The following is a 24,115-nucleotide window of genomic DNA, read 5'->3' on the forward strand; positions in this document are numbered from 1 at the left end:
CAGTTGCGTAAAAACACCTGATTTTAATCATTACGATTAGATTATTTAATTTCCTTTAACATTGTAAGTAATTCAGGAATCTTACCAACTTGTGTTTCTGTCCAGAAATAATGCTCATAATCTGTAGAACCATTATCTTTTAAATAAATAGAAATTCTTTTATCACTTTTTTCGATATAAAAACTGAACGTAATTTCTCTTGAATTAAAAATATGGTAACGGATTGGTTTCTTTCGGGTTTATCTTTCAAATTTGGAATGACATATTGTTCTATAAAACTATAAATTCGTCAACTTCATTTAAATCAATCTACGAAGATTTGAAGTTATTAGAGTTTCCTGTATATTTTAGAGTCATATCCATTTGCAATGATTTTACTTTTTTGTTAGATTTCAAATCAATTACTTCGATTGGAAAGAAAGAAACTATGTCACCAACCCCAGACCTAAATTCTGCTTTTGTATTCCAATCCCTATTTATTTGAGTGATTTCTGCATTTTCAATAAACTGATGAGCTTCATAATTCTTATTTTGAGAATAATTTCCTGTTATTAAAAAGATTAACAGGAATATAGTAAACAGTTTTTTCATTTTAATAATTATGGTTGTTAATTAGTATGGTTTTCAAAACTAAGAACTTAAAATATAAATACATTACGGAAAACCGTAAACATTTCAAAAAAACAAATGCCTTAGCCCTGATAGCAGCGGCATCCTTTTTAGGCAAACGAAAACATCTAAATTAAAAACGAAACTTTCTGCCTAAAAAGATTATAGCGTCCCGAAGTCTCGGGAGCAGGAAACAGCTCCTAAAAACCATCTTAATTTCACTAAATTTCACCTTCAAAATTCCCAAAAAATAACCACTAGAATTTTCCACAAAAATTTTGTAATTTTGCAGTCCAATAAAAGGAATTAGAAAATGTTAGATAGACTTCAATATGTAAAGCAGCGTTTTGATGAGATTTCGGATTTGATTATTCAGCCGGATGTTATTGCTGATCAAAAACGTTATGTGCAACTCAACCAAGAATATAAAAGCATAAAAGCTTTGGTTGAAAAGAGAGAAGAATACATTCTTGTTTTAGCAAATATTGACGAAGCAAACGAAATTATTGCTGACGGAAGCGATGCAGATATGGTTGAAATGGCCAAAATGCAACTAGACGAAGCAAAAGAGCGTTTGCCGCAGCTAGAGGAGGAAATCAAATTTATGTTGATTCCTAAAGATCCTGAAGATGCTAAAAATGTAATGGTGGAAATTCGCGCGGGAACGGGTGGAGACGAAGCAAGTATTTTTGCAGGAGATTTATTCAGAATGTATACTAAATATTGTGAATCTCAAGGCTGGAGAACTTCGGTTGTAGATATGAACGAAGGAACTTCTGGAGGTTTCAAAGAGGTTATTTTTGAGGTTTCGGGAGAGGATGTTTACGGAACTTTGAAGTTTGAAGCGGGTGTTCATCGTGTACAGCGTGTTCCGCAGACAGAAACGCAAGGTCGTGTACATACATCGGCGGCTACTGTTATGGTTTTACCAGAAGCAGAAGAATTTGATGTACAAATTGATATGAACGATGTTCGTGTAGATTTCTTCTGTTCGTCTGGACCTGGAGGACAATCTGTAAATACTACGAAATCGGCGGTACGTTTAACGCACATTCCAACAGGATTAGTGGCGCAATGTCAAGATCAGAAATCGCAGCATAAAAATAAAGATAAAGCGTTAACGGTTTTACGTTCTCGTTTGTACGAAATGGAATTGGCTAAGAAAGAAGCTGAAGATGCTACAAAACGTACATCTCAGGTTAGTTCTGGAGACCGTTCGGCTAAAATTCGTACGTACAACTATGCACAAGGTCGTGTAACCGATCACCGTGTTGGTTTAACACTTTACGATTTAGGAAATATCATGAATGGTGATATTCATAAAATTGTTGCCGAGCTTCAGTTGGTAAACAATATGGAGAAATTGAAAGAAGCTTCGGAGGTTTTTTAATCTGAGGTTTAAAAAAGGTACAAAGGTACAAAGATGCAGAGGTACAAAGGTTTTCTCTCTTTGAATTTATTCTATATTAAAAGTCGAACATTTGTTCGGCTTTTTTTGTTTATGATCGTGATGATTCTAGATAAAGCATATAAATATAGCCAATGGTTTCAACCATTGGGACGCAATGTGAGTGTCGTTTATTGGGCGTAATATATTCATGATTCGTTTTCTGTGGTTGAAATCAGAGGTGATATTCATAAAATTGTTGCCGAGCTTCAGTTGGTAAACAATATGGAGAAATTGAAAGAGGCTTCGGAAGTTTTCTAAGGTTCTGAGGTACTAAGATGCTGAGGTTCTAAGGTTTTTTGCTTAGGGGCAAAGGAGCAGAGATACAGAGGTTCAAAGGTTTTCTTTGAATTTATACTATATTAAAAGTCGAACATTTGTTCGGCTTTTTTTGTTTATGATCGTAATGATTCTAGACAAAGGATATAAATATAGCCAACGGTTTCAACCATAGGGACGTAATGTATTTACAAATTATCACAACCCATTTTTCAAAAATCATTTCCCGCAATACAGCTCACGAAATAGTTTTCATAGTTTCAACCATGAGCGATATTTTGGTTTTTATCAATTCTAAGAAAAATCTTAAAACCTTTGAGCCTCTGCACCTTTGCCTCTTTGTTCCTTAGAAAAAAAGTTTTTTTTTAACATTTTTCTTTTAATATTTGTGTGCCTTTTCAACCATAAAAGGCGTAACTAACCAATTGTTTAAAATTAATTTATGAAGAGAACTTTACTATTATTTTGCTTCTTTGGAAGCTTTTTTTATGCCCAAGGGCAATCGTATTTTGGATTTCGGGATGATAATTATGCTGGAATTCATGGTGTACTATTTAATCCTTCGGCTGTTGTTGATTCTAAATACCAAGTTGATATTAATGTGTTTTCGGCTAGTGCAACTGGACAGAATGACTTGTATGGAGTTAATTTTGCCGAGGTTTTAGATGGCAGTTTTGATTTGCAAAGAGACGGAAAGAAGAATATTAAAACGAATAATAAAGGGAATTTTAATGTCGATATTTTAGGTCCGTCCGTTATGTTCAATATTACGCCAGCTCACAGTGTTGCGCTTTTTACGCGTGTGCGAAGTGTAACTAATGTTGTCGATGTAAATGGTCAACTTGTTGATGAGGTAAATAAGGATCTAGATGTTTCAAATAGTTTTTTAATAACAGGAGGAAATCCAAATGCTGTTACCAATTCGTGGGCAGAGATTGGCGCCAGCTATGGTACGGTTTTACTCGATGAGGAAGAACATTTTATAAAAGGCGGTGTTACACTGAAATATTTGATGGCAGGAGTAAACGGCTATATTAACGGAAGTAATTTGAGTGTTGCTTTTAATAAAAACGATGTAAATCCCGCTTTGAGCGAATATTACTCAACAGGAACATTAAAAACGGCTGCAAGTTATGATTATCAAAACGGTAATGATCCTAAGTTTGACGGGAGTTCGGCTGGTGTAGGTGTTGATTTAGGATTTACGTATGAATATCGTACCAATTGCCATACTTGCAGAGGAAATCGCTATAAGTTTAAAGCTGCAGTTTCTGTAACTGATATTGGAAAGCTTAATTATAAAAATATGGTCGAGAATACGTACGATTTGTCAGGAAGAGTTACGCAGGACGATATTGATAATGCCGATAATATTTTTGAGTTCTTTGATGCTAATTATGTAAAAACGGCAACAAGAAAAGGGATGCAGGCCAATTTACCAACTGCTTTTCACACCAATTTTGACTGGAATATTAATAATAAATTTTATTTGAATTTAAGCGGCGATTTTGGATTGGTTGATGCTAAAAAAACAAACGGAACCGCAATTGCTAATTCGGTTACATTTACGCCTAGATTTGAAGATGGGAAATTTAGTTTTTACGTTCCTGTGACTTGGATGGAATACGGCGGAACTCAAGTTGGAACAGGTTTTAGAGCCGGCCCGTTGTTTATTGGTTCAGGATCTTTAATAAGCAATTTGTTTTCAAACAATTCTAAAGGCTGTAACCTTTATGTAGGCTTGAAATTTCCTATTTATCAAAATTATAACTAAAGGTTCTGAGGTTCTGAGGTTCTGAGGTTTTTTTGATTGAGGGGCAAAGGTGCAGAGGTGCAAAGGTTTTTCTTTGAGTCTGTAAAAAGTTAAGCCGAACTTATGTTCGGCTTTTTTTGTGTTAAATGATTAATCCTGATTATACATATCGAATGATTTCAACTATTGGGAGGTAATATGATCATAATTTATTTGCTGAAATGTATTTTAGAGAATAAAAAAGCGCGAGTTTCACTTTTGTGAAACTCGCGCTTTTGGGTTAAGATAAGTTTAAGTTTTCAAGAAAAACTTAGAATCTCAGCCCCTTAGTACCTCAGTACCTCAGGGTCTATAGTGATGTATTAACCGTTTAATCGTTTGTTATAATTTAAAACGTATAAACAAGTTAGATACCTAAAAATACTCTTGTAAATTCAAAACATTTATATAAGGTAGAGTAGATGTTCACACTATTTTTGACTATTATTTCATTTAATTTTTCCATAATCGTATGTATGTAGTTAGACAATCACTCTTTATGATGGTTCATTATGTCATGATTCCTCTTTTGCTGTTTCGCGTGAAGGTTCATGCGGTTTCGAAACTAAATTGGTTACAACAAGCTGCAACAATGATCCGAAGATGTTTTTAAATGTGGAATGCGTTTTTCCTACTACTAGTTTTTTGGCCAGAAAACCTATTCCAATACTAATTGCAGATTGTGCCAAATGACTTTTAAATCCAATTGTTTCATTGATTTCTTCGACCGTATTCCGAATTAGATTAATAGGTTTCAAGTTATCTTTAATATCCTCGATTTCTTCTTTAATCAAATCCCATTCTGTGTCTTGTCGGTTTTCGAGCTGTTTAATTTTCTGATTCAATTCGTCAATAGTGTAAATAGCCTCCATAACAGTCTTTTTTAGTTATTAATCGAATAAAATCAGTTTTTAGTTTCTTTTAGAATACTGGAAACAATAGTGTTTCCAATTGGAGTTTTAATTAAGGTATGGTGCATTTTATGAATCACGATGGCAACAATTAAATAAAAAAGCGCCATAATAAAAAAGCCATAATAATATTCTCCAAGTTCTTTTCCAATCCACAAACTAATACCAATATTGAGAAACAAGGAAAAAAATGCAACAACAATCGCAACCGCAATCTTTGATGTGAGTGTTGAAACAACATCAGCCACAGATGATACCGTTTTAAGTTTTAGTAATTCTAAACTCGTTTTGGTATAATTTTCGGCTTTTTCATAAAGATTTAGATCTTCATTTGTTGTTGCATTTGGTTCCATGATAGTGGTATTTATGGTTTGAAAGAATCACTTTTTAGTTTTAGTAATTTGTTTTTACAGATTTAGCTTCGTCTTTAAGCGCATTAAAGTCTTCTTTTGCTTCATTAAACTTTGCTTTTCCTTCTTGAATAATTTCTTTACCGTTTGAAGTGATTGTGTGTACAACGCCGTCAAACTTATGTTTGAGATTATCGCCGTAGTCTCTTGATTTATCTTTGATTTTTTTTCTGGTATTTGAGCCTTTATCTGGTGCAAATAATACTCCTAATAATGCTCCTGCTGCAGCAGCTCCAACAATTCCTAAAATGGTGTTACTCGTTTTCATAATAATTGAATTTTAGTGATTAATATATTTAATTTAAAAAGGGTTCATTTTTTACGTTTCCAGCCTTTAAAAAGTCTTTATTATTAGATTTATTTTCATTATTAAAATAGCTGCCAATAAATTGGTTAACCATTATTTTATTTCTTTTTTCAGGTTTTGCTCCGTTTCTCTTAAAAGATCAAATTGTTCAGGTAAATAGGTCAATACTAATTTTAAAATTGTTTTGTCATTTGTTTGTTTAGAGATCGATTCCAGCAATTCAATTTGTTCTTCTAAATATTCTTTCATAGAATTTAGATAAACAGCATCAAAATCAAAAGCATTTACATTTACCAAATTGTAGGTATCTCTTCTATGCGCCGCATCTATTTCGGATATAATAATTAGCCTTTTATTGGCTAAATCATTTATATCTTCTAATAATCTATTTTGCTGTGTTTCGATTTTTAAACTTAAAATTACTATTGAACTTTCTGAACTTTTTTGTTGTGCAATCTTGCTTTTTGAAATAATCGTTTTACTAACATTTGCAACAGCTATAAAAAAAAAGGCTTCTGTTTCTTCCTTTTCATTTTTTGCAAAAGTTTCATTTTTCTTTAGTGTCGTTTCAATTGGATTATTCTTTTTGCACGATGAAACACAAATGATAATCAAAAAAAAACACACTTTGAAAAATGTTCCTTTTAGTATAGATGTTGCTCTCATTATTACTTCATAAAGTATTATATTACAAAGTTGGCGATGAATGGCGTATTTTGCTTTACACCATAAAAAAGAAACGTTATATAATTCCCATAAAGAAATTATACAACGTTATTTTACAATGTTTTATGATGTAGTTTGTAAAGAATTAATCAGGAAGAAAAATGGTAAAAACAGAGCCTTTATCCGGCTCGCTGTCCGCCATAATAAAGCCTTTATGGTTGTCGACAATTTTTTTGCAGATAGCCAGTCCAATTCCAGTTCCCGGATAATCCGTTTTGGAATGTAAACGTTGAAATAATATAAAAATCGTGTCTTTAAATTGAGGATCAAATCCCATTCCGTTATCTGTAAAAGTAATCTTATGGTATTTTTTTACATTTTGATCCAGCAATTCAGGATAATCTTCAGAAAGTACTTTGGTGCTCTCAATTACGATTTCAGGTACAACATTAGGTTTGCTGTACTTTAATGAGTTTCCAATTAAATTTATAAAAAGCTGTTCTATTTGATACGGAATCACAGACAATTTAGGCAGTTTTGAAACTGTAATAACTGCTTTTTTATCCTCGATAATTTCTGTTAATTCCGCTTCGGCATTTTGAAGTAATTCATTTAACTGCGATTTTATAAATTCTTTTTTCGTCGTATTTGTTCTCGAAAATAAAAGCAGATCATCAATTAAAACGCGCATTCTTTTAGCCGAAATCTGAATTTTAGTAATATAATCGTTGGCACTTTGCGACATTACAGCTTTATCAGCATCGGAAATTCTCGAAATAAAAGTTTGAATTTTTCTTAACGGTTCCTGCAAATCATGACTCGCAACATGGTTAAAAGAAGCCAGTTCTTTATTGCTTTTTTCTAATTCGTGATTACGCTCCTGTAATTCTATATTAAGCAGATGCTCATCAGTAATATCAAAATTAATTCCCAGTAAAATTTTGCTTCCCTGTTGATCCGTCAATAATTTTCCTGTTGATTTAAAATATCTAACTTCACGGCTTGGAAGTAATATTTTGTAATAAACAAAAGGAAGTCGTCCGCTGTTTATAATACCTTCAATAGATTTGGCAACTGTTTCTTTATCATCTGGATGAACAAAATTTAAAAAAGTATCTTTTTCAGGTACAAATGAACCTGGCTCGTAACCTAATAAGCGAAATTGGTTATCAGAATAATCGATTTTATTAGAGTCTAAATCCCACTGCCATGTACTGAATTTACCAATTGTTTCAGATTGTGCGATTAAACCGCTGGAAATTAAGAGCTTTTTATTGAAAATTTTCAAACGCTCGAAATCTTTGCTTATTTGTCTGTAAGCCAGTAAAATAAAGCTCATTGCGACTAAAAATAATGAAATAGAAAAAAGCGGACTTAAAGATATTTCGGCGTCATAGATTTTCAGCCTTTTGTTTAAGTATTTTTTTTCCATATCATTCATTTCGTCAACCTTAAAACGAATGTTTTCCATCAGGATTCGGCCGCCAAACATATGATTATCAAGTCTGCGTTTGTCATATGTTTTAGGATCGCTGTATTTTAAGCAGTTTTCAAACGAAACAAAACGCTGAATAATTAGCTTAAAAAGTTTGCGAAGGTTTTCCTGTTGAACAGGATTATCAGCCGTTAATTTTCGCAAGGTGATAAAGGAAGTATTTACTTTATCCCGCGAATAAATATAAGGCGTTAAAAATCGTGCATTTCTAGTAATGATATAACCTCGCTGACCCGTTTCGGCGTCTTTGATCGCCGACATTAAACGTTCCAGCTGAATATTTATCTCGTAAGTATGCATAACAAGCTTACTCGATTCGTTTAAATCTTGATTGTGCTTGTATGCAATAGAGGAAAGAAATAACAGAATGAAAACTGCGATTACAAAAATAACTCTCAAAGAGTTTGAAGAATTAAAATTTGGTATCCATTTCATTGATTTACAATTATTTTAGACGCAGTAAAAAATTATCACGATTTAATCCTGATGTATGATAGTGCCAGTTTACAGTCACAACTTCGTTGATTATTTTTTTAAGCGTATTAAAATCGCTTGGTTTTTTAATGTAAATATTGGCACCTTGAATAAAAGTATCTTCAATATCTTCTTCAGATGATGAAGTTGAATAAATGGCAATAATAATGTTTTTAAGATGTTCTGTTTTTTTGATTTCGATCAAACATTCTTTTCCTGTTTTTTTAGGCATATTCAAATCGAGAAATAAAATATCAGGAATTTTTGTGTTTGGATTCATTAAATGATCCATTAACTGCATTCCGTCATGAACAAAATTTACATTGGTTTGTACTTTTACTTCTTCAAAAGCATCCTTAAAAAAAAGACGATCATCTTCATCATCATCTGCGAGTAAAATATGTAATGCGTTTTGCATTTTTATGTGGTATTTAGTTTTGTTTTAAATTTTCTCTTCGTTTCTTAATTATTCGCTGAAAAGCCGATGGCGTTATGCCGGTTGTGTTTTTAAACTGTGTGCTTAAATGGGCTACACTTGAATAGTTTAATAAGAATGCGATTTCTGTTAAGCTCATTTCGTTAATAATAATTAACTGTTTTGCTCTTTCAATTTTTTGTAAAATGATGAAGTTTTCAATAGAAGAATAAGTTACTTCAGAGAAAACGTTCGATAAATAGCCGTAACTATGATTCAGCTTTTCTGCTAAGAAAACGGAACTTTTGTAATTGTTATTGTCTTCCATAAAAACAAGCTCAATTATAGCATCTTTAATTTTTTGAACTAAAACACTCTTTTGATTTTCAACAACTTCAAATCCGCAAGGGCTTAAATTGTTTTTTAAAGCTTCGAGTGCATCAGAATCTAGACTATCATCAACCTCGATTTCTCCAAAACCTAAAGTAGTAAAATTTATATTTTGCTGCTCGAGATTTTGCTTCAGATAAAGAGAGCAAATGGTGTTAATGTCAAACTTTATAAACAGTTTCATTTTATCAAATTTGGTTAAAGATAATTAATTTATTTTGGCTTATAGTCTTTCTTGCTCTTTGTATTAAGGAAATATTAACGTATAAAAAACAAATTTTCAAAAAAATACCGTCTAATATTTTGCTACTAGACGGTACTTCTGATCGAATAAGAAAGTTTCATAATTCTGACAGGATTTGATATAATTCATTTTTTCCTGTATTTGCTAAAGTTTTTGGTACGTCGCAACTTTTATCTTTAGCAACAATTAAATCATTAACTGTCAGAAAAGCTTTTACAGCTTTAGATTCTGTTTTATTCAACCAAGCCTTTTTTATTTTTGTAAATAGAATGTGGGGTCCTTATTACATGGTAAAGTTGCGTATTAATATTGAATTTCGTGTTACACTTATTTTGATAATCGTTGTATAATTCACATTTCAAGCATTTTTTTAAACTTGATAACGTCGCAGAATCCAAGCCATTTTTTCATGTTCCTGCAATAAGCTCGTCACAAAATCTGCAGAGCCGGCATCATTGGCTTCGTCTTCAAAAATCGGAATATAAGCTCTAAATTCAGTTACCAATTGTTCGTGATTTTCTAACAGTTCCTCGAGCATATGTTTTTGCGAAGCGTACTCCTTTGGAGATTCTTTTAGTGTAGAATTTTCAATGAATTCTTTCATTGTTCCAATCGTTTTTTCGCCAAGCTGACTGATGCGTTCTGCAACTTCGTCGATTTGAGCTTCTAAAATTCGGTATTGCTCTTCAAACAATTTATGCAATTCCATAAAACTATTTCCCGAAATGTTCCAGTGAAATTTTCTGGTTTTTACATAAAGAATCATTTCATTAGATAATATAGTGGCTAAAAGGCTTGTGCTCTTTTTTAAATTTCGTGTAGATATTCCAATATTTGGGGTCATAAGTATCTGTTTTTTAGAGTTTCTTTCAAATTTAAAAAGAAGTGGTTCTTTTTTCTTACATAATTTTTTGCGGTTGTTATAAAAATTCAATGTTAATTAGATAATAGGATAATTAGAAAATTAGAAATTAAAATTTGAAACTTAAAGCAATTACATTGTCACCCTGAGGGAAGTCGATGGGCGAAAAGTAAAGTTTTTTTGCTGCGAGTTGCACAAATTGTATTAACCAAAATTCTATTCGTGAAATTCGTGGCAAAGAATTAACCTGAAACTTCAAACCTAAAACCTGAAACAAAATCTAATATTATTTGTAATTTTGCTGCACTATTAAAACATAATATGACAACACAACAACTACACGAACAAATTCTTCAAAAAAAATCATTTTTATGCGTTGGCTTAGATCCTGATTTAACTAAAATGCCGCCGCATTTATTAGAAACAGAAGATCCAATTTTTGAATTTAATAAAGCGATAATCGATGCCACTCATGATTTAACGGTGGGTTACAAACCGAATACTGCTTTTTTTGAAGCATACGGAATAAAAGGATGGATGTCGCTGCAAAAAACAATTAACTACATCAACGAAAATTATCCTGAAATTTTTACAATTGCCGATGCTAAACGCGGCGATATTGGAAACACTTCGAGCATGTATGCCAAAGCTTTTTTTGAAGACTTAAATTTTGATAGTGTAACTGTTGCTCCTTATATGGGAAAAGATTCTGTTGAACCTTTTCTAGCTTTCGAAAATAAACATACTATTATGCTGGCTTTAACTTCTAACGAAGGGGCATTCGATTTTCAGACTTTAAATACAAACGGAATAGAATTGTACAAACAGGTTTTAGAAACTTCTAAAACATGGAAAAACAGTGAAAATTTAATGTACGTTGTTGGAGCGACAAAAGCAGAATATTTTGCCGATATTAGAAAAATTGTTCCAGACAGCTTTTTATTAGTGCCTGGAATTGGCGCTCAAGGCGGAAGTTTGTCTGAAGTATGTAAATACGGAATGAACGATAAAATTGGTTTATTGGTAAACTCGGCAAGAGCAATTATTTACGCTTCAAAAGGAACTGACTTTGCTGAAAAGGCTAGAGAAGAGGCTTTATCAGTTCAAAAAGAAATGGAAAATATTATTAATGCTAAGTTTTAAATAACTTTATAAATAGATTAACCGCAAAGTTCGCTAAGGTTTTTCGCAAGGTTCGCAAGGAAAATAACTTTGTGCTCTTAGCGTAAATCTTTGCGAACTTTGCGGTTAAAAAGACATCTTAATAAATGAAACAGTTAACAGATCAAATTGGAACCGTTCATTCTTTTGAAACCGCTCCTAAACGAATTATTTCTTTGGTTCCATCTCAAACAGAATTGCTTTATGATTTAGGTTTAGAAGATAAAATAATCGGAATCACGAAATTCTGTGTTCATCCGTATCATTTAAAATCGACCAAGAAGATTGTTGGAGGTACTAAGAAAATTCATTTTGAAAAAATAAAACTTTTACAGCCTGATATTATCATTTGTAATAAAGAAGAGAATACGGAAGAAATAGTAAACCGGCTGCAAGAAATTTGTCCAGTCTGGGTTACCAATATAGTTTCTATAGAAGATAATTTTCAGATGATTTCAGATTTTGGTCAATTATTCAATTGCAGAACTGAATCGCAAAAGTGGAACGACAAATTGACTTTCGCCTTGAGCGATTTCAAAAAATACATTCAAGATATTGAAGTAAAAAAAGCAGCGTATTTCATTTGGAAAAATCCTTATATGGTTGCCGGAAATGATACATATATTAATGAATTGCTGCAACTAAATCATTTTGAGAACATTTATAGTGATAAAGGACGTTATCCTGAAATCGAATTAAAGAAAATGCGTTTAGAAGGTGATCCAGATGTGGTTTTTCTTTCCTCAGAACCTTATCCTTTTAAAGAAGAAGACGCTTTTGAAATAGGCAGGTTTACACATCATGCGAAAACAATCTTTGTTGACGGCGAAATGTTCTCCTGGCACGGCAGCCGATTATTAAAGGCTTTCTCTTATTTTAAGTTACTCCACGAAAGATTGAAAAATTAATTTTTTGTTTCAAGTTTTAGGTTTCAGGTTGTTCGGAGATGTTTAACCGCAAAGAACGCAAAGGTTTACGCAAAGTTCGCAAAGTTTTTTACACAAAGCTTTGCGAACTTTGCGGTTAAATTATGTTCAAAGTAAAGTAATATTAAACCTAAACCTAAAACTTGAAACAAAAAAAAAATGCCGACATCTCGAAGACGCCGGCATTGTTTAACTAACCAAAACCAAAATAATAAATAACCAGTTTATTACATTACAAAGATCCGACATATATCGATCTTATGCTGTTAAGATCTTGTTATTACTTTGTTGGATATAAGTTAATGTTCAAAAAAAAGTTTTTTTAACCGCAAAGGACGCAAGGAATTACGCAAAGTTTTTTACAAAGCTTTGCGAACTTTGCGCTTTATACAAAGCTTAATATATAAAAAAACTTTGCGCTCTTTGCGGTAAAATTACGTTCAAAGTAAAGCAACCTGAAACAAAACAAACCAAGTTAACACAAAAAAAGAATGCCGGCATCTCGAAGACGCCGGCATCATTTAACTAACCAAAACCAAAATAATAAATAACCAGTTTATTACACTACAAAGATCAGGTATATATGGATGCTTTGCTGTTAAGGTTTTGTTATTACTTTGTTGGACATACGTTAAGATTTTTTAAGTGTTGATTTTGAGCTTTCTGCAATAACATATAGTTTTTTATTATTAAAATATAATAACAATCAATTTTGATTATCAATATGCTAAAGATAAGTTTGTATATTTGATAAAACATTAAATATCAGCAATATGGAATCAAACAAAAAATTAACAACTGCTACCGGAACTCCCGTTCCAGACAATCAAAACATTCAAACTGCGGGCCCTCGCGGACCTGTTTTGTTACAAGATTTTTGGTTTTTAGAAAAGATGGCGCATTTTGATCGCGAGGTTATTCCAGAACGACGAATGCACGCTAAAGGTTCTGGCGCTTACGGAACTTTTACAGTAACTCATGATATTACTAAATATACAAGAGCCGATTTGTTTTCGGAAATTGGTAAAAAAACAGAAATGTTTGCTCGTTTTTCTACAGTTGCAGGAGAAAGAGGCGCTGCAGATGCAGAAAGAGATATTCGAGGTTTTGCTTTGAAATTTTATACAAACGAAGGAAACTGGGATTTAGTAGGAAACAATACACCTGTATTCTTTTTCCGTGATCCAATGAAATTTCCTGATTTAAATCATGCGGTAAAACGTGATCCAAAAACCAATTTGAGAAGTGCTGATAACAATTGGGATTTTTGGACTTTACTGCCAGAAGCTTTGCATCAGGTTACAATAGTAATGAGTGATAGAGGTATTCCTAGATCGTACAGACAAATGCACGGATTTGGAAGTCATACTTTTAGTTTTATAAACAAACAAAATGAGAGACATTATGTGAAATTTCATTTTGTAACACAGCAAGGAATTGATAACCTTTCTGATGAAGAAGCGGCTAAATTAGTAGGAGGCGACAGAGAAAGCCACCAGCGAGATTTGTTTGATGCTATTGAAGAAGGGAATTTTCCTAAATGGAAATTGTTTGTTCAAATTATGACCGAAGAACAAGCTGAAACGTATCGTTTTCACCCTTTTGATTTGACTAAAGTTTGGTTGAAAAAAGATTTTCCATTGATTCCAGTTGGAGAATTTGAGTTGAACAAAAATCCAGAAAACTATTTTGCCGAAGTAGAACAAGCAGCTTTTAATCCGGCGCATGTTGTTCCTGGAATTAGTTTCTCACCAGATAAAATGCTGCAAGCCCGTTTGTTTTCTTACGGAGATGCACATAGATATCGTTTAGGAGTAAATAATTTCCAAATTCCTGTAAACTCATCAAGATGTCCTTATAATACTTTCCACAGAGACGGAGCAATGCGTGTCGATGGAAATAACGGCTCGAAAAAACATTATGAACCAAATAGTTTTGGCGAACTGCAAGAACAGCCAGAATTTAAAGAACCGCCATTGAAACTTCACGGCGATGCGTGGGCACATAATTTTAGAGATGATGATAATGATTATTTCACACAGCCGGGATTATTATTCAATTTGTTAACTCCAGAAAAGAAACAATTGTTGTTTAAAAATACTGCAGGACAAGTTGGCGGCGCTCAAAAGTTTATTCAGATTCGCCATATCAGAAACTGTTTCAAAGCTGATCCAGCATATGGAGAAGGAGTTGCTAACGCTTTAGGAATGACAATGGCTGAAGTAGATGCTTTTGATGATCCAAGATTGTCGATTGTGGTTCGTTAAAAAAAGGTACAAAGGCTCAAAGTGGCAAAGGTTTGCTTCATGATTTTAAAATTAAACCCGACAGATTTTTGAAATCTGTCGGGTTTGTTTCGTTTTATTATAAAGAAAAAACTTTGTTCCTTTGAACCTTTGCCACTTTGAGCCTTAAGAAAAAACAACTGTCTTATTACTATAAACCATTGTTTTTCTTTCTGCATGCAGTTTAATTGCTCTTGCAAGAACAATGCGTTCCAAATCGCGGCCTTTCATGATAAAATCTTCAACTGAGTGAATATGAGAAACTCTTGCAATATCCTGCTCGATAATTGGTCCTTCGTCTAATTCTTCGGTAACGTAATGGCTTGTCGCACCAATAATTTTTACACCTCGTTTAAAGGCTGAATGATAGGGTTTTGCTCCAGGAAAAGCAGGTAAAAACGAATGGTGGATATTAATGATTCTATTTTCGTAAAGTGAAATCAAATTGGGTGTGATAATCTGCATATAGCGTGCTAAAACAATAAAATTGATCTGATATCTTTTTAAAAGTTCAATTTGTTTGGCTTCGCCTTCTTCTTTATTGTCTTTTGTAAAAGGCACACAATGAAACGGAATGTCAAATCGTTCCGCAATTGATCTTAAATCGTTATGATTGCTTATTATAAGCGGAATTTCGATGTTTAATTCGCCAGCGCTGTAACGTCCTAATATATCAAATAAACAGTGATCGTATTTAGAAACGAACAATGCCATTTTTGGCTTTTGTTCCTGATTGTACAAATCCCATGACATATTAAAGTCGGTGGCGATAGATTGATCAAAATCAGTTTTAAAATCTTCAATTGTAGTTTTCGGATTGGTCAATTCGCATTCCAATCGCATAAAAAAGACATTTTGCTCTACATCAACATGCTGATCAATGTAAATGATATTTCCTTCAACTTTGGCAATAAAAGTTGTCACTGCAGCGATAATTCCTTTTTGGTCTTTGCAATGAATCAGAATGGTTATTTTTTGCATTTCGTTTTTTGGTTTAATTGGTTAATTGTTTAACTGCTTAATCGTTTGTTCGATTGCACGAATAAACGATTAAGCAGTTAAACAAAAAAAACTATTTTTTATCCTGCATTGCAAAAACATTTTTCAATAAAGGCGTTGTTCTTGCGGTAATGTTAGTACGTATATCTTTTTCTTCGACAGCAATCATTTTAAAAACACCGGATAAAGCCTGAGTTGTTGTATAATCCGTTAAATCTGGATTTACTTTTTTTACAAGCGGGATTGTGTTGTATTTATTTATAATGTTTTTCCACACCACATCTGCACCTACTTTTTCGAATGAGCTTTTAATTACGGGATTAAATTTTCCGTATAAAGATTTAGTTGTATTGCTTTGTAAATACGTTGTTGCAGCGCTTTCATTTCCCAGCAATATATTTTTTGCATCGGTAATCGACATATTTTTCACTGCCGAAACAAAGATTGGAGTTGCTTCTTTCACAGCATCTTCGGCAGCACGATTAAGCATTTTAACACCTTCATCGGCAAGTGAACTTAATCCAACTTTTCTTAAAGTAGCATCGACTTTTTGCAGTTCTTCGGGCATTAGAATTTTTACAGCTTCATTTTTATAAAAACCATCTACGGCGGTTAATTTACTTACTTGTTCTGTAATTCCTTTATTTAAAGCTTCTTTTAATCCAGATGCAATATCAACGCCGCCAACTCCTGAAACTTTAGTAGATAGTTTTGATATTTTTTGAGCTAAGGTTTCTTTTACCTGAGCCTGAGAACTTAGAGAAAATAGAAGAGACAGAATTAAAATCTTTTTCATTATAGGGTTTTTATTTAAGTTTCAAAAATACTACTTATTCAAAAATAAAGCCACAATTTTATTCAAGGAGCTGTAACAATTTGTTTTATAATTAACATTAGAATAGCTTTCAATTTCTTAGATATAGAAATTTGATGAATGGGAGAGACGACAATACTGCAAAAAAAAAGATTCAACTTTTTTAGTTGAATCTTTTTAATCGGTATTAAAAAAAATGAGCTTATTGCTTTACTTCAAATTTTCCGTCTTTCTCTGCATAAATTTCAGTTGCAGAAGATTCATATTTTTTAAAAGACGAATCTGCTGTTTTTTCTACTAAAATAAAGGCGTTGTTGTATTTAATAAATTTCAATTCTAATCCTTTATCCGTAGTGATAGTTGTTTTGTCGTTAACTACAACAAAATCAGTTTCACCATTATCTTTATAAATCCAAACTTTTGATTCAGTTGGATCATTTGAAGATAGAATACTTCCCTCTGTACGATTTGCAAATCGATCCGTTTTTAGTTTTCCAGTTTGTGTTTTTCCGTTTTGAGATACAGTTCCGCTAATATAAATGTAGTAAGCCGAGTCAAATGTTGGGTTTTCAACTTTTGCAGTAAAGTTACTTTGGTTTACTGTCATTAAACTTGTAATGTTTGCTTTAGCTTCATCTGGCCACATACTCATCATACCTGCACCTTGCTTTGCAGTTTCAAGGTATTCTAAAGCTTTGTTAAAATTTAAAAGAAACAATTGTGTCAGCGATAAGTTTAGGTAAATTACTTTATTGTAATCTTTTGGTTTTAATTTTTTGTATTCTTTACCTACATAACCCAAATAGAATTTTTCAAGTTCTGTTAGATAAGATTGATCTAAAGAATTGCTTGCAACTTTGTCTAAAAATTCATTTGTTTTAGTGTTAAACTCGATAAGTTCAGGAAACTCATCTGCTTTTTCGAATACACCGTAGTTTAATGTGAATTCTTTTTCGGTTGTAAAAATATTGTTATCAGCAAGATATTTATATCCAATGTTGTTAAGGTCACTTGCTAAACTTTGATTTGGTTTTCCGTTTACGTAAGTTCCAGAATACATTTTGGCATTTGTGCCTTTTTCGTATATGATTTCATTGTTTTTTCCTAAAACCAAATATTTGAAATCTCCGTCTAAAAGATAAGTACCATTATCAGCTCTTTTGTAAGTAGCTCCTTTATATCCCATTAAAACGCGAACATCTGGGTTTGAGGCATCTTTTTTAGAGTAATCTTCAATAGTGTTTTTAGCTACATTATGCTCATAAGTTTTTGTGGTCTTGTCAGCGTAATCTGCGTTCCAAGTATCGTCTCCTTGAACAATAATATTGTATGTTTTAATGTTTTTGAAAAAGTCAGATTTCGGAATCGTTATCTTAACTTTTTTCTTGTTGGTGTCTGCTTTTTGAGCATAAGACACACTGCTTAATGCAGTTAGTAATAAGATTAGGGTAGTTTTTTTCATAAAAAAATTTTTGTCAAATATATGAATATGACTATTAAATGTACCAGTAAAAAGCATGTTTTAATTAACAAAAAAACAATTTCTTAATATGGTACATTTCTTAAAAGTAAATGTAGATTTCTAGTACCTTGATGTTTTGTTTTTTAATTCTGTGGAAATTTCAAATTAGGAGAATATTTTGCAGTATTAAGTTATGGCATATGCAGCGAACAATGAAAAATCGGAAACTCAAATAAATGAATTTCCGATTGATTCTTAAATTTTAAATTAAATTTAGTTTACTGCAACAGCTGATTTTTCAGGAGTTAGAGCTGCATCTTTTTCGTAGACATCTTGAAAAAAGCCAACCTCTCCATTTTCATTTACAAGCGAAGTAAAATAGCAGATATAAATAGGTACTTTTTTAGAAAGTTTGAAACTGTTTTCTGCTTTTCCTGCCATTGCGTTGTCTATTTTTTCTTTTGTCCATTCAGGATAATCTTTTAGCATGGCGACTGCTAATTCTTTGGCTAATTTTACATTAATACATCCATGACTGAAAGTTCTTTTTTCAAAATCGAATAAAGTTTTAGATGGAGTGTCATGCATATAAATATCGTCTGGATTTGGGAACATGAATTTAACCAAACCTAAAGAGTTTTCTGGTCCCGGTTTTTGTCGTATCTGGCCGTTTACCATTTCCATATTATGCTCGGCAAGATAATTTTTATTGGCAGCTATTTTTAATTTTAATTCATTTTCAACTATACTTTGCGGCACTGTCCAGTAAGGACTAAAAACAATTCTTTCGATTTGCCCGTTAAAAATGGTAGTTTTAGTCAAAGGCGATCCTACAAATACACTTGAAGTTAATTCAATTTTTCCGTTTTTAACATAAATCAATTCGTAAGACGGAACATTTACCATAATATATTCGTCATTGTTTACCAGCTCAGCCGAAATAGAACGAACTCTTTCCATATTAAGTACCAAAGTTTTTACTTTATCCGAAAGCGGAATATTCATTTCTTTAATATGTTCTTCTGCCAGAATGTAATTTGGTTTAAAACCATTACGAACTTTATATTTCATAACAGCATCCATTAGTTCACGATCGTAAATATCACTTTTAGAATCCTGTTTTAAATCGCCCAATAAATACAAACGTGTTCTAACTTGAGCAATTGTGCTTGAAACTGCATCTGGACGCAAATCTTTGTATGGAGTTTCTGTTGTAATAGGTTTCCATTTATTAGATTTTTCTATTTTTTTATATTGTTTTAAGACGCCTTGCAGTTTATAGTATTGGTCATAAAGATTTTTATCGTCCTCAGTTTTTACTGTTGCTTTTTCGATTGTACTGTAGTTTAAAAAATCTTTCAGCATGGCATCATAAGACAATTTTTTGTTTGAATCTGAATTACTTTTTTGAGCATATACAATGTATAAAGAACTTAAAAGCATATCAGCATCGGTTATAGAGAGATTGGTTTCTGATGAAGAATCAAAAAGCTGGTCTATTTCTTTTTGGTAAGGAATAACCAAATCGTTTGTTTTTTTTGCTTTTTCATATAAGATGGTGCCAAATTGATTGATCTCATTTTCATCGTACCAAATAGTTCCAAGAGATCTGTTTTTGTATAAGGACATGACATCAGATTTATACTTTTTTAAATCAGTATATTTCTTGAAGAATTCGTTCGAAACATTGTCTTTTACATTATCATTATCTGAATTATTGTAAAAAGCCAAAACGTTAGATTTGTATTTCTTAGATTCAACATTCTCGTACTTATTAAAAGATACGATAATAAAACTAAGAGCAATAATTATACTTAGGTGATATGTAGTTTTCATTTTTTTTAATTTTTACGTTATTACTTAGATTTTAAGTTTGGTAAAAATTTGGGGCTTTTTCTACTTTACTAAATTACTTTAAGATCTTGAAAATGAGTTGCTTTATTAAATATAGATTTATCAAAATTGCCATGTTGTAGGTTTATATACTATAGATCAATAAAGGATTTAAAATGTTACCCCAGTAGTTTAGGAATAGTGAATCTTTTTTTGTTAACATAAAGCTATTAGAGTAACCAAATATTAAAATATTTTGTAAATTGCTCCCTTAAAATTATCATATTCATAAAATGGAACAACAAATACCATATATTCCTAAAAATAAAGTAAGAATTGTCACAGCTGCTTCACTTTTTGACGGACACGATGCCGCCATTAATATTATGCGTCGTATTATACAGTCAACAGGAGTTGAAGTAATTCATTTAGGACACGACCGCAGTGTCGAAGAAGTGGTTAATACAGCAATTCAGGAAGATGCTAATGCAATTGCAATGACTTCTTACCAAGGAGGTCATAATGAGTATTTTAAATATATGTACGATTTGCTTCGCGAAAAAGGAGCAGGGCATATCAAGATTTTTGGCGGGGGAGGAGGAGTAATTCTGCCAAGCGAAATCTCAGAATTGCATGAATATGGTATTACTAGAATTTATGCACCAGATGATGGACGTTCGTTAGGACTTCAAGGAATGATTAATGATTTGGTTCAACAAGCTGATTTTCCTATTGGAGACAAATTAAATGGAGAAATCGATCATATCGAAAATAAAGTTCCAACAGCAATTGCCCGTTTAATTTCGGCTGCAGAGAATTTTCCTGAGATTGCAAAACCAGTTTTTGATAAAATTCACGAAAGCAACGCCGATTCTAAAATTCCTGTTTTAGGAATTACAGGAACGGGTGGAGCAGGGAAATCATCTTTGGTTGACGAATTAGTACGTCGTTTTTTAATTGATTTTCCAGAAAAAACAATCGGATTAATTTCTGTCGATCCATCAAAAAGAAAAACGGGAGGAGCGCTTTTAGGAGACAGAATCCGTATGAATGCCATAAATAATCCTCGTGTATATATGCGTTCGCTGGCAACTCGTCAATCTAATTTGGCATTATCTAAATATGTAGCCGAAGCGATTCAGGTTTTGAAAGCAGCAAAATACGATTTGATTATTTTGGAAACTTCTGGAATTGGTCAGTCTGATACCGAAATTATGGATCATTCTGATGTATCCTTATATGTAATGACTCCAGAATTTGGAGCTGCAACGCAATTAGAAAAAATCGACATGCTTGATTTTGCTGATTTAGTAGCTTTGAACAAATTTGATAAACGCGGAGCGCTTGACGCTTTGCGCGATGTAAAAAAACAATATCAAAGAAACCATAATCTTTGGGATAAAAATCCTGACGAAATGCCTGTTTTCGGAACAATTGCTTCGCAGTTTAACGATCCTGGAATGAATACGCTTTACAAAGCGATTATGGATAAAGTGGTTGAAAAAACGGCTTCAGATTTGAAGTCGACTTTTACAATCACAAAGGAAATGAGCGAGAAAATCTTCGTGATTCCGCCTCACAGAACACGTTATTTATCTGAAATTGCAGAAAATAACAGGTCTTATGATGAAACTGCAGTTTCACAGCAAAAAGTAGCTCAAAAATTATACGGAATTTTCAAAACCATAGAATCGGTTTCAGGGAAAATTCCACAAATTAATAAAGCGGGAATTGACGACTCAACTGTTTTACCAAGCGGAATTGCTGAACATGACGAAAACAGAATCTTTTTAAATCTTTTACTAAATCAATTTGATAAAGTAAAAATGGATTTAGATCCGTACAATTGGGAAATTATCCTGAATTGGGATGAAAAAGTAGCTAAATACAAAAATCCAGTTTACTCCTTTAAAGTGCGTGATAAAGAAATTAAGATTGCAACACATTCTGAAAGCTTATCACATTTACAAATTCCGAAAATTGCTTTGCCTAAATATGAAGGCTGGGGCGATATTCTGCGTTGGAATTTGCAGGAAAATGTTCCTGGAGAATTTCCTTTTGCTTCGGGATTGTATCCGTTTAAGCGTGAAGGCGAAGATCCGTCTAGAATGTTTGCGGGCGAAGGCGGACCAGAAAGAACCAATAAACGTTTTCATTATGTAAGTGCAGGATTGCCTGCAAAACGACTTTCGACTGCTTTTGACAGTGTGACTTTATACGGAAACGATCCAGATTTACGTCCAGATATTTATGGAAAAATCGGTAATGCAGGAGTTTCAATCTGTTGCTTAGATGATGCTAAAAAGTTGTATTCAGGTTTTGATTTGGTGCATGCTTTAACATCTGTAAGTATGACAATTAATGGACCAGCGCCAATGTTGTTAGGCTTTTTTATGAATGCGGCGATCGATCAGCAATGCGAATTGTATATTAAAGCGAATGAATTAGAAAAAGAAGTTGAGGCAAAAATCAACAAAATATATGCTGCTAAAGGTATTGAAAGACCAAAATATCAAGGCGATTTACCAGAAGGAAATAATGGTTTAGGACTAATGCTTTTGGGCGTTACAGGAGATCAGGTTTTACCTTTGGAGGTTTATAATGAAATAAAAGTCAGAACACTTTCGCAAGTTCGAGGAACCGTTCAGGCTGATATTTTAAAAGAAGATCAGGCGCAGAATACTTGTATTTTCTCAACTGAATTTGCTTTGCGTTTAATGGGTGACGTTCAGGAATATTTTATTACTAAAAACGTTCGTAATTTCTATTCCGTTTCAATTTCAGGATATCATATTGCCGAGGCAGGAGCGAACCCAATTACGCAATTGGCATTTACGCTTTCAAATGGTTTCACTTACGTGGAATATTATTTGAGCCGTGGAATGAACATTAATGATTTTGGACCAAACTTATCATTCTTCTTCTCAAACGGAGTAGATCCAGAATATTCGGTAATCGGTCGTGTGGCACGTAAAATTTGGGCAAAAGCCATGAAAAACAAATATGGAGCCAACGAAAGAGCACAAATGTTGAAATATCATATTCAGACTTCTGGACGTTCGTTACACGCGCAAGAAATTGATTTCAATGATATCAGAACAACTTTACAGGCTTTATACGCGATTTATGACAACTGTAATTCATTGCACACCAATGCTTACGACGAAGCGATTACAACGCCAACAGAAGAATCTGTACGTCGTGCAATGGCAATTCAGTTAATTATTAATAAAGAATTAGGTTTAGCCAAAAACGAAAATCCAATTCAAGGTTCATTCATCATCGAAGAATTGACTGATTTGGTTGAAGCTGCAGTTCTTCAAGAATTCGACAGAATTACAGAACGTGGCGGAGTTTTAGGCGCAATGGAAACGATGTACCAAAGATCTAAAATTCAGGAAGAAAGTTTGTATTACGAAACTTTAAAACACAACGGTGATTTCCCAATTGTGGGTGTAAACACGTTTTTGAGTTCAAAAGGTTCTCCAACGGTAATTCCGGCAGAAGTTATTCGTGCAACCGAAGAAGAGAAGCAATATCAAATCACGATGCTGGATAATTTACACCAGTTTCATGAAGCAAAAGTAAACGAGCATTTAAATAAACTGCAAGAAGCTGCTATTAAAAACGAAAACTTATTCGACCATTTAATGGAAGCTACAAAAGTTTGTTCTTTGGGTCAGATTACTTCGGCGTTGTTTGAAGTTGGCGGGCAGTATAGAAGGAATATGTAATTTTTTTATTTTTTTAATGATATGGAAAACCTCTCAGATTATGGGAGGTTTTTTTTATGAAAAATTGAAATCTTCATACTTGAGAAAGTGTTCTTTTGCTGAGCGGGTAACATAATAAAAAAGTTTGTCATTTCGACGTAAGGAGAAATCACACTAGTATTTCTACAAAGATTGGCGATTTGCTTTGTCGATTCCCGAGTGTGATTTCTCCTTACGTCGAAATGACAGACAAAATCCTATTGTCAAATATAGCCCGTGGTTTCAACTAAGGGTACACAATACGAGCAAGACAATATTACGTTCCCGTGGTTGAAACCACGGGGTATGTTTATGCCGTTTTGGAAAAGCAAAAAATAAAATCATTTTCAAACAATCTCTCCAACAAATCCCAAAAACTCCATAAAGTTTGTCATTTCGACGTAAGGAGAAATCACACTAGTATTTCTACAAAGATTGGCGACTTGCTAAGTCGATCCCCGAGTGTGATTTGCTTCGCCAGTTCGCTGACGTTCGAGTCTCCCTTTGGTCGAAATGACAATATTGTGGTATTACTGGTGTGGAATAAAACAAAAAACCTCTCATTTCTGAGAGGTTTTTTTA

The 24,115-nt window shown here is 33.0% G+C and carries 20 protein-coding genes; 6 read left to right on the plus strand and 14 right to left on the minus strand.

Annotated elements, in window-relative coordinates:
- Positions 1-309: 309 nt before the first annotated feature.
- Positions 310-591 (minus strand): hypothetical protein, encoded by a 282-nt coding sequence (locus tag BOW57_RS07295; RefSeq protein WP_129053583.1) that lies wholly within the window; start codon positions 589-591, stop codon positions 310-312.
- Positions 592-922: 331 nt separating this feature from the next.
- Here BOW57_RS07295 and prfA point away from each other — a divergent pair, with 331 nt between their 5' ends.
- Together prfA and BOW57_RS07305 are read left to right on the plus strand one after the other, a co-directional pair.
- Entirely contained in the window at positions 923-1,999 is a 1,077-nt protein-coding gene (prfA, locus tag BOW57_RS07300; RefSeq protein WP_089056494.1) for a peptide chain release factor 1, read from the plus strand.
- Positions 2,000-2,777: 778 nt separating this feature from the next.
- Positions 2,778-4,109: a DUF5723 family protein gene (locus BOW57_RS07305; protein WP_129053584.1), complete on the plus strand. Its 1,332-nt coding sequence runs from the start codon at positions 2,778-2,780 to the stop codon at positions 4,107-4,109.
- A 533-nt stretch (positions 4,110-4,642) separates the two neighbouring features.
- Here the strand turns inward: BOW57_RS07305 and BOW57_RS07310 are convergent.
- The 9 genes from BOW57_RS07310 to BOW57_RS07345 all read right to left on the minus strand — a co-directional run bounded on the left by BOW57_RS07310 (position 4,643) and on the right by BOW57_RS07345 (position 10,283).
- Positions 4,643-4,999 carry a hypothetical protein gene (locus tag BOW57_RS07310; RefSeq protein ID WP_089055199.1) on the minus strand — a complete coding sequence of 119 codons (357 nt, stop codon included), beginning with the start codon at positions 4,997-4,999 and terminating at the stop codon, positions 4,643-4,645.
- 32 nt (positions 5,000-5,031) lie between these two features.
- Entirely contained in the window at positions 5,032-5,391 is a 360-nt protein-coding gene (locus BOW57_RS07315; RefSeq protein WP_129053585.1) for a hypothetical protein, read from the minus strand.
- Between the two features lie 40 nt (positions 5,392-5,431).
- Complete coding sequence (locus tag BOW57_RS07320) at positions 5,432-5,716, minus strand: YtxH domain-containing protein (RefSeq protein WP_089055197.1); 285 nt, start codon at positions 5,714-5,716, stop codon at positions 5,432-5,434.
- 132 nt (positions 5,717-5,848) lie between these two features.
- The gene (locus tag BOW57_RS07325) at positions 5,849-6,370 is read right to left on the minus strand and encodes a DUF4142 domain-containing protein (protein ID WP_241687408.1); all 522 of its coding nucleotides are present in this window, start codon (positions 6,368-6,370) and stop codon (positions 5,849-5,851) included.
- A gap of 196 nt (positions 6,371-6,566) precedes the next feature.
- Positions 6,567-8,351, minus strand: coding sequence for a CHASE3 domain-containing protein (locus BOW57_RS07330; RefSeq protein WP_089055195.1), 1,785 nt, complete (start codon positions 8,349-8,351; stop codon positions 6,567-6,569).
- A gap of 10 nt (positions 8,352-8,361) precedes the next feature.
- Positions 8,362-8,808, minus strand: coding sequence for a response regulator (locus BOW57_RS07335; RefSeq protein ID WP_089056501.1), 447 nt, complete (start codon positions 8,806-8,808; stop codon positions 8,362-8,364).
- 13 nt (positions 8,809-8,821) lie between these two features.
- On the minus strand, positions 8,822-9,379 hold the full coding sequence (locus tag BOW57_RS07340) for an AraC family transcriptional regulator (protein WP_089055193.1): 558 nt from the start codon (positions 9,377-9,379) through the stop codon (positions 8,822-8,824).
- A gap of 157 nt (positions 9,380-9,536) precedes the next feature.
- Complete coding sequence (locus BOW57_RS20590; protein WP_164973675.1) at positions 9,537-9,680, minus strand: hypothetical protein; 144 nt, start codon at positions 9,678-9,680, stop codon at positions 9,537-9,539.
- Between the two features lie 129 nt (positions 9,681-9,809).
- The gene (locus BOW57_RS07345) at positions 9,810-10,283 is read right to left on the minus strand and encodes a Dps family protein (protein ID WP_129053587.1); all 474 of its coding nucleotides are present in this window, start codon (positions 10,281-10,283) and stop codon (positions 9,810-9,812) included.
- Between the two features lie 339 nt (positions 10,284-10,622).
- Between BOW57_RS07345 and pyrF the strand changes: the two genes are divergently transcribed.
- The 3 genes from pyrF (at position 10,623) to BOW57_RS07360 (ending at position 14,655) form a co-directional block, all read left to right on the plus strand.
- Positions 10,623-11,444, plus strand: coding sequence for an orotidine-5'-phosphate decarboxylase (gene pyrF / locus BOW57_RS07350; RefSeq protein ID WP_129053588.1), 822 nt, complete (start codon positions 10,623-10,625; stop codon positions 11,442-11,444).
- 125 nt (positions 11,445-11,569) lie between these two features.
- On the plus strand, positions 11,570-12,370 hold the full coding sequence (locus BOW57_RS07355; RefSeq protein ID WP_129053589.1) for an ABC transporter substrate-binding protein: 801 nt from the start codon (positions 11,570-11,572) through the stop codon (positions 12,368-12,370).
- Between the two features lie 791 nt (positions 12,371-13,161).
- The gene (locus BOW57_RS07360) at positions 13,162-14,655 is read left to right on the plus strand and encodes a catalase (RefSeq protein WP_129053590.1); all 1,494 of its coding nucleotides are present in this window, start codon (positions 13,162-13,164) and stop codon (positions 14,653-14,655) included.
- Between the two features lie 144 nt (positions 14,656-14,799).
- Here the strand turns inward: BOW57_RS07360 and purU are convergent, their stop codons facing one another.
- From purU to BOW57_RS07380, 4 genes are all read right to left on the minus strand, one after another.
- Complete coding sequence (gene purU / locus BOW57_RS07365; RefSeq protein WP_089056507.1) at positions 14,800-15,654, minus strand: formyltetrahydrofolate deformylase; 855 nt, start codon at positions 15,652-15,654, stop codon at positions 14,800-14,802.
- A gap of 91 nt (positions 15,655-15,745) precedes the next feature.
- Positions 15,746-16,468, minus strand: a complete 723-nt coding sequence (locus BOW57_RS07370) for a DUF4197 domain-containing protein (RefSeq protein ID WP_129053591.1) — start codon at positions 16,466-16,468, stop codon at positions 15,746-15,748.
- A 220-nt stretch (positions 16,469-16,688) separates the two neighbouring features.
- Positions 16,689-17,948, minus strand: a complete 1,260-nt coding sequence (locus BOW57_RS07375) for a hypothetical protein (protein ID WP_129053592.1) — start codon at positions 17,946-17,948, stop codon at positions 16,689-16,691.
- A gap of 273 nt (positions 17,949-18,221) precedes the next feature.
- Positions 18,222-19,784, minus strand: a complete 1,563-nt coding sequence (locus BOW57_RS07380; RefSeq protein WP_129053593.1) for a L,D-transpeptidase family protein — start codon at positions 19,782-19,784, stop codon at positions 18,222-18,224.
- 290 nt (positions 19,785-20,074) lie between these two features.
- Here BOW57_RS07380 and BOW57_RS07385 point away from each other — a divergent pair, with 290 nt between their 5' ends.
- Positions 20,075-23,515, plus strand: coding sequence for a methylmalonyl-CoA mutase family protein (locus BOW57_RS07385; RefSeq protein WP_129053594.1), 3,441 nt, complete (start codon positions 20,075-20,077; stop codon positions 23,513-23,515).
- Positions 23,516-24,115: the final 600 nt, after the last annotated feature.

The sequence above is a fragment of the Flavobacterium sp. YO64 genome (assembly GCF_004119505.1).
GTDB classification, from domain to species: domain Bacteria; phylum Bacteroidota; class Bacteroidia; order Flavobacteriales; family Flavobacteriaceae; genus Flavobacterium; species Flavobacterium oncorhynchi.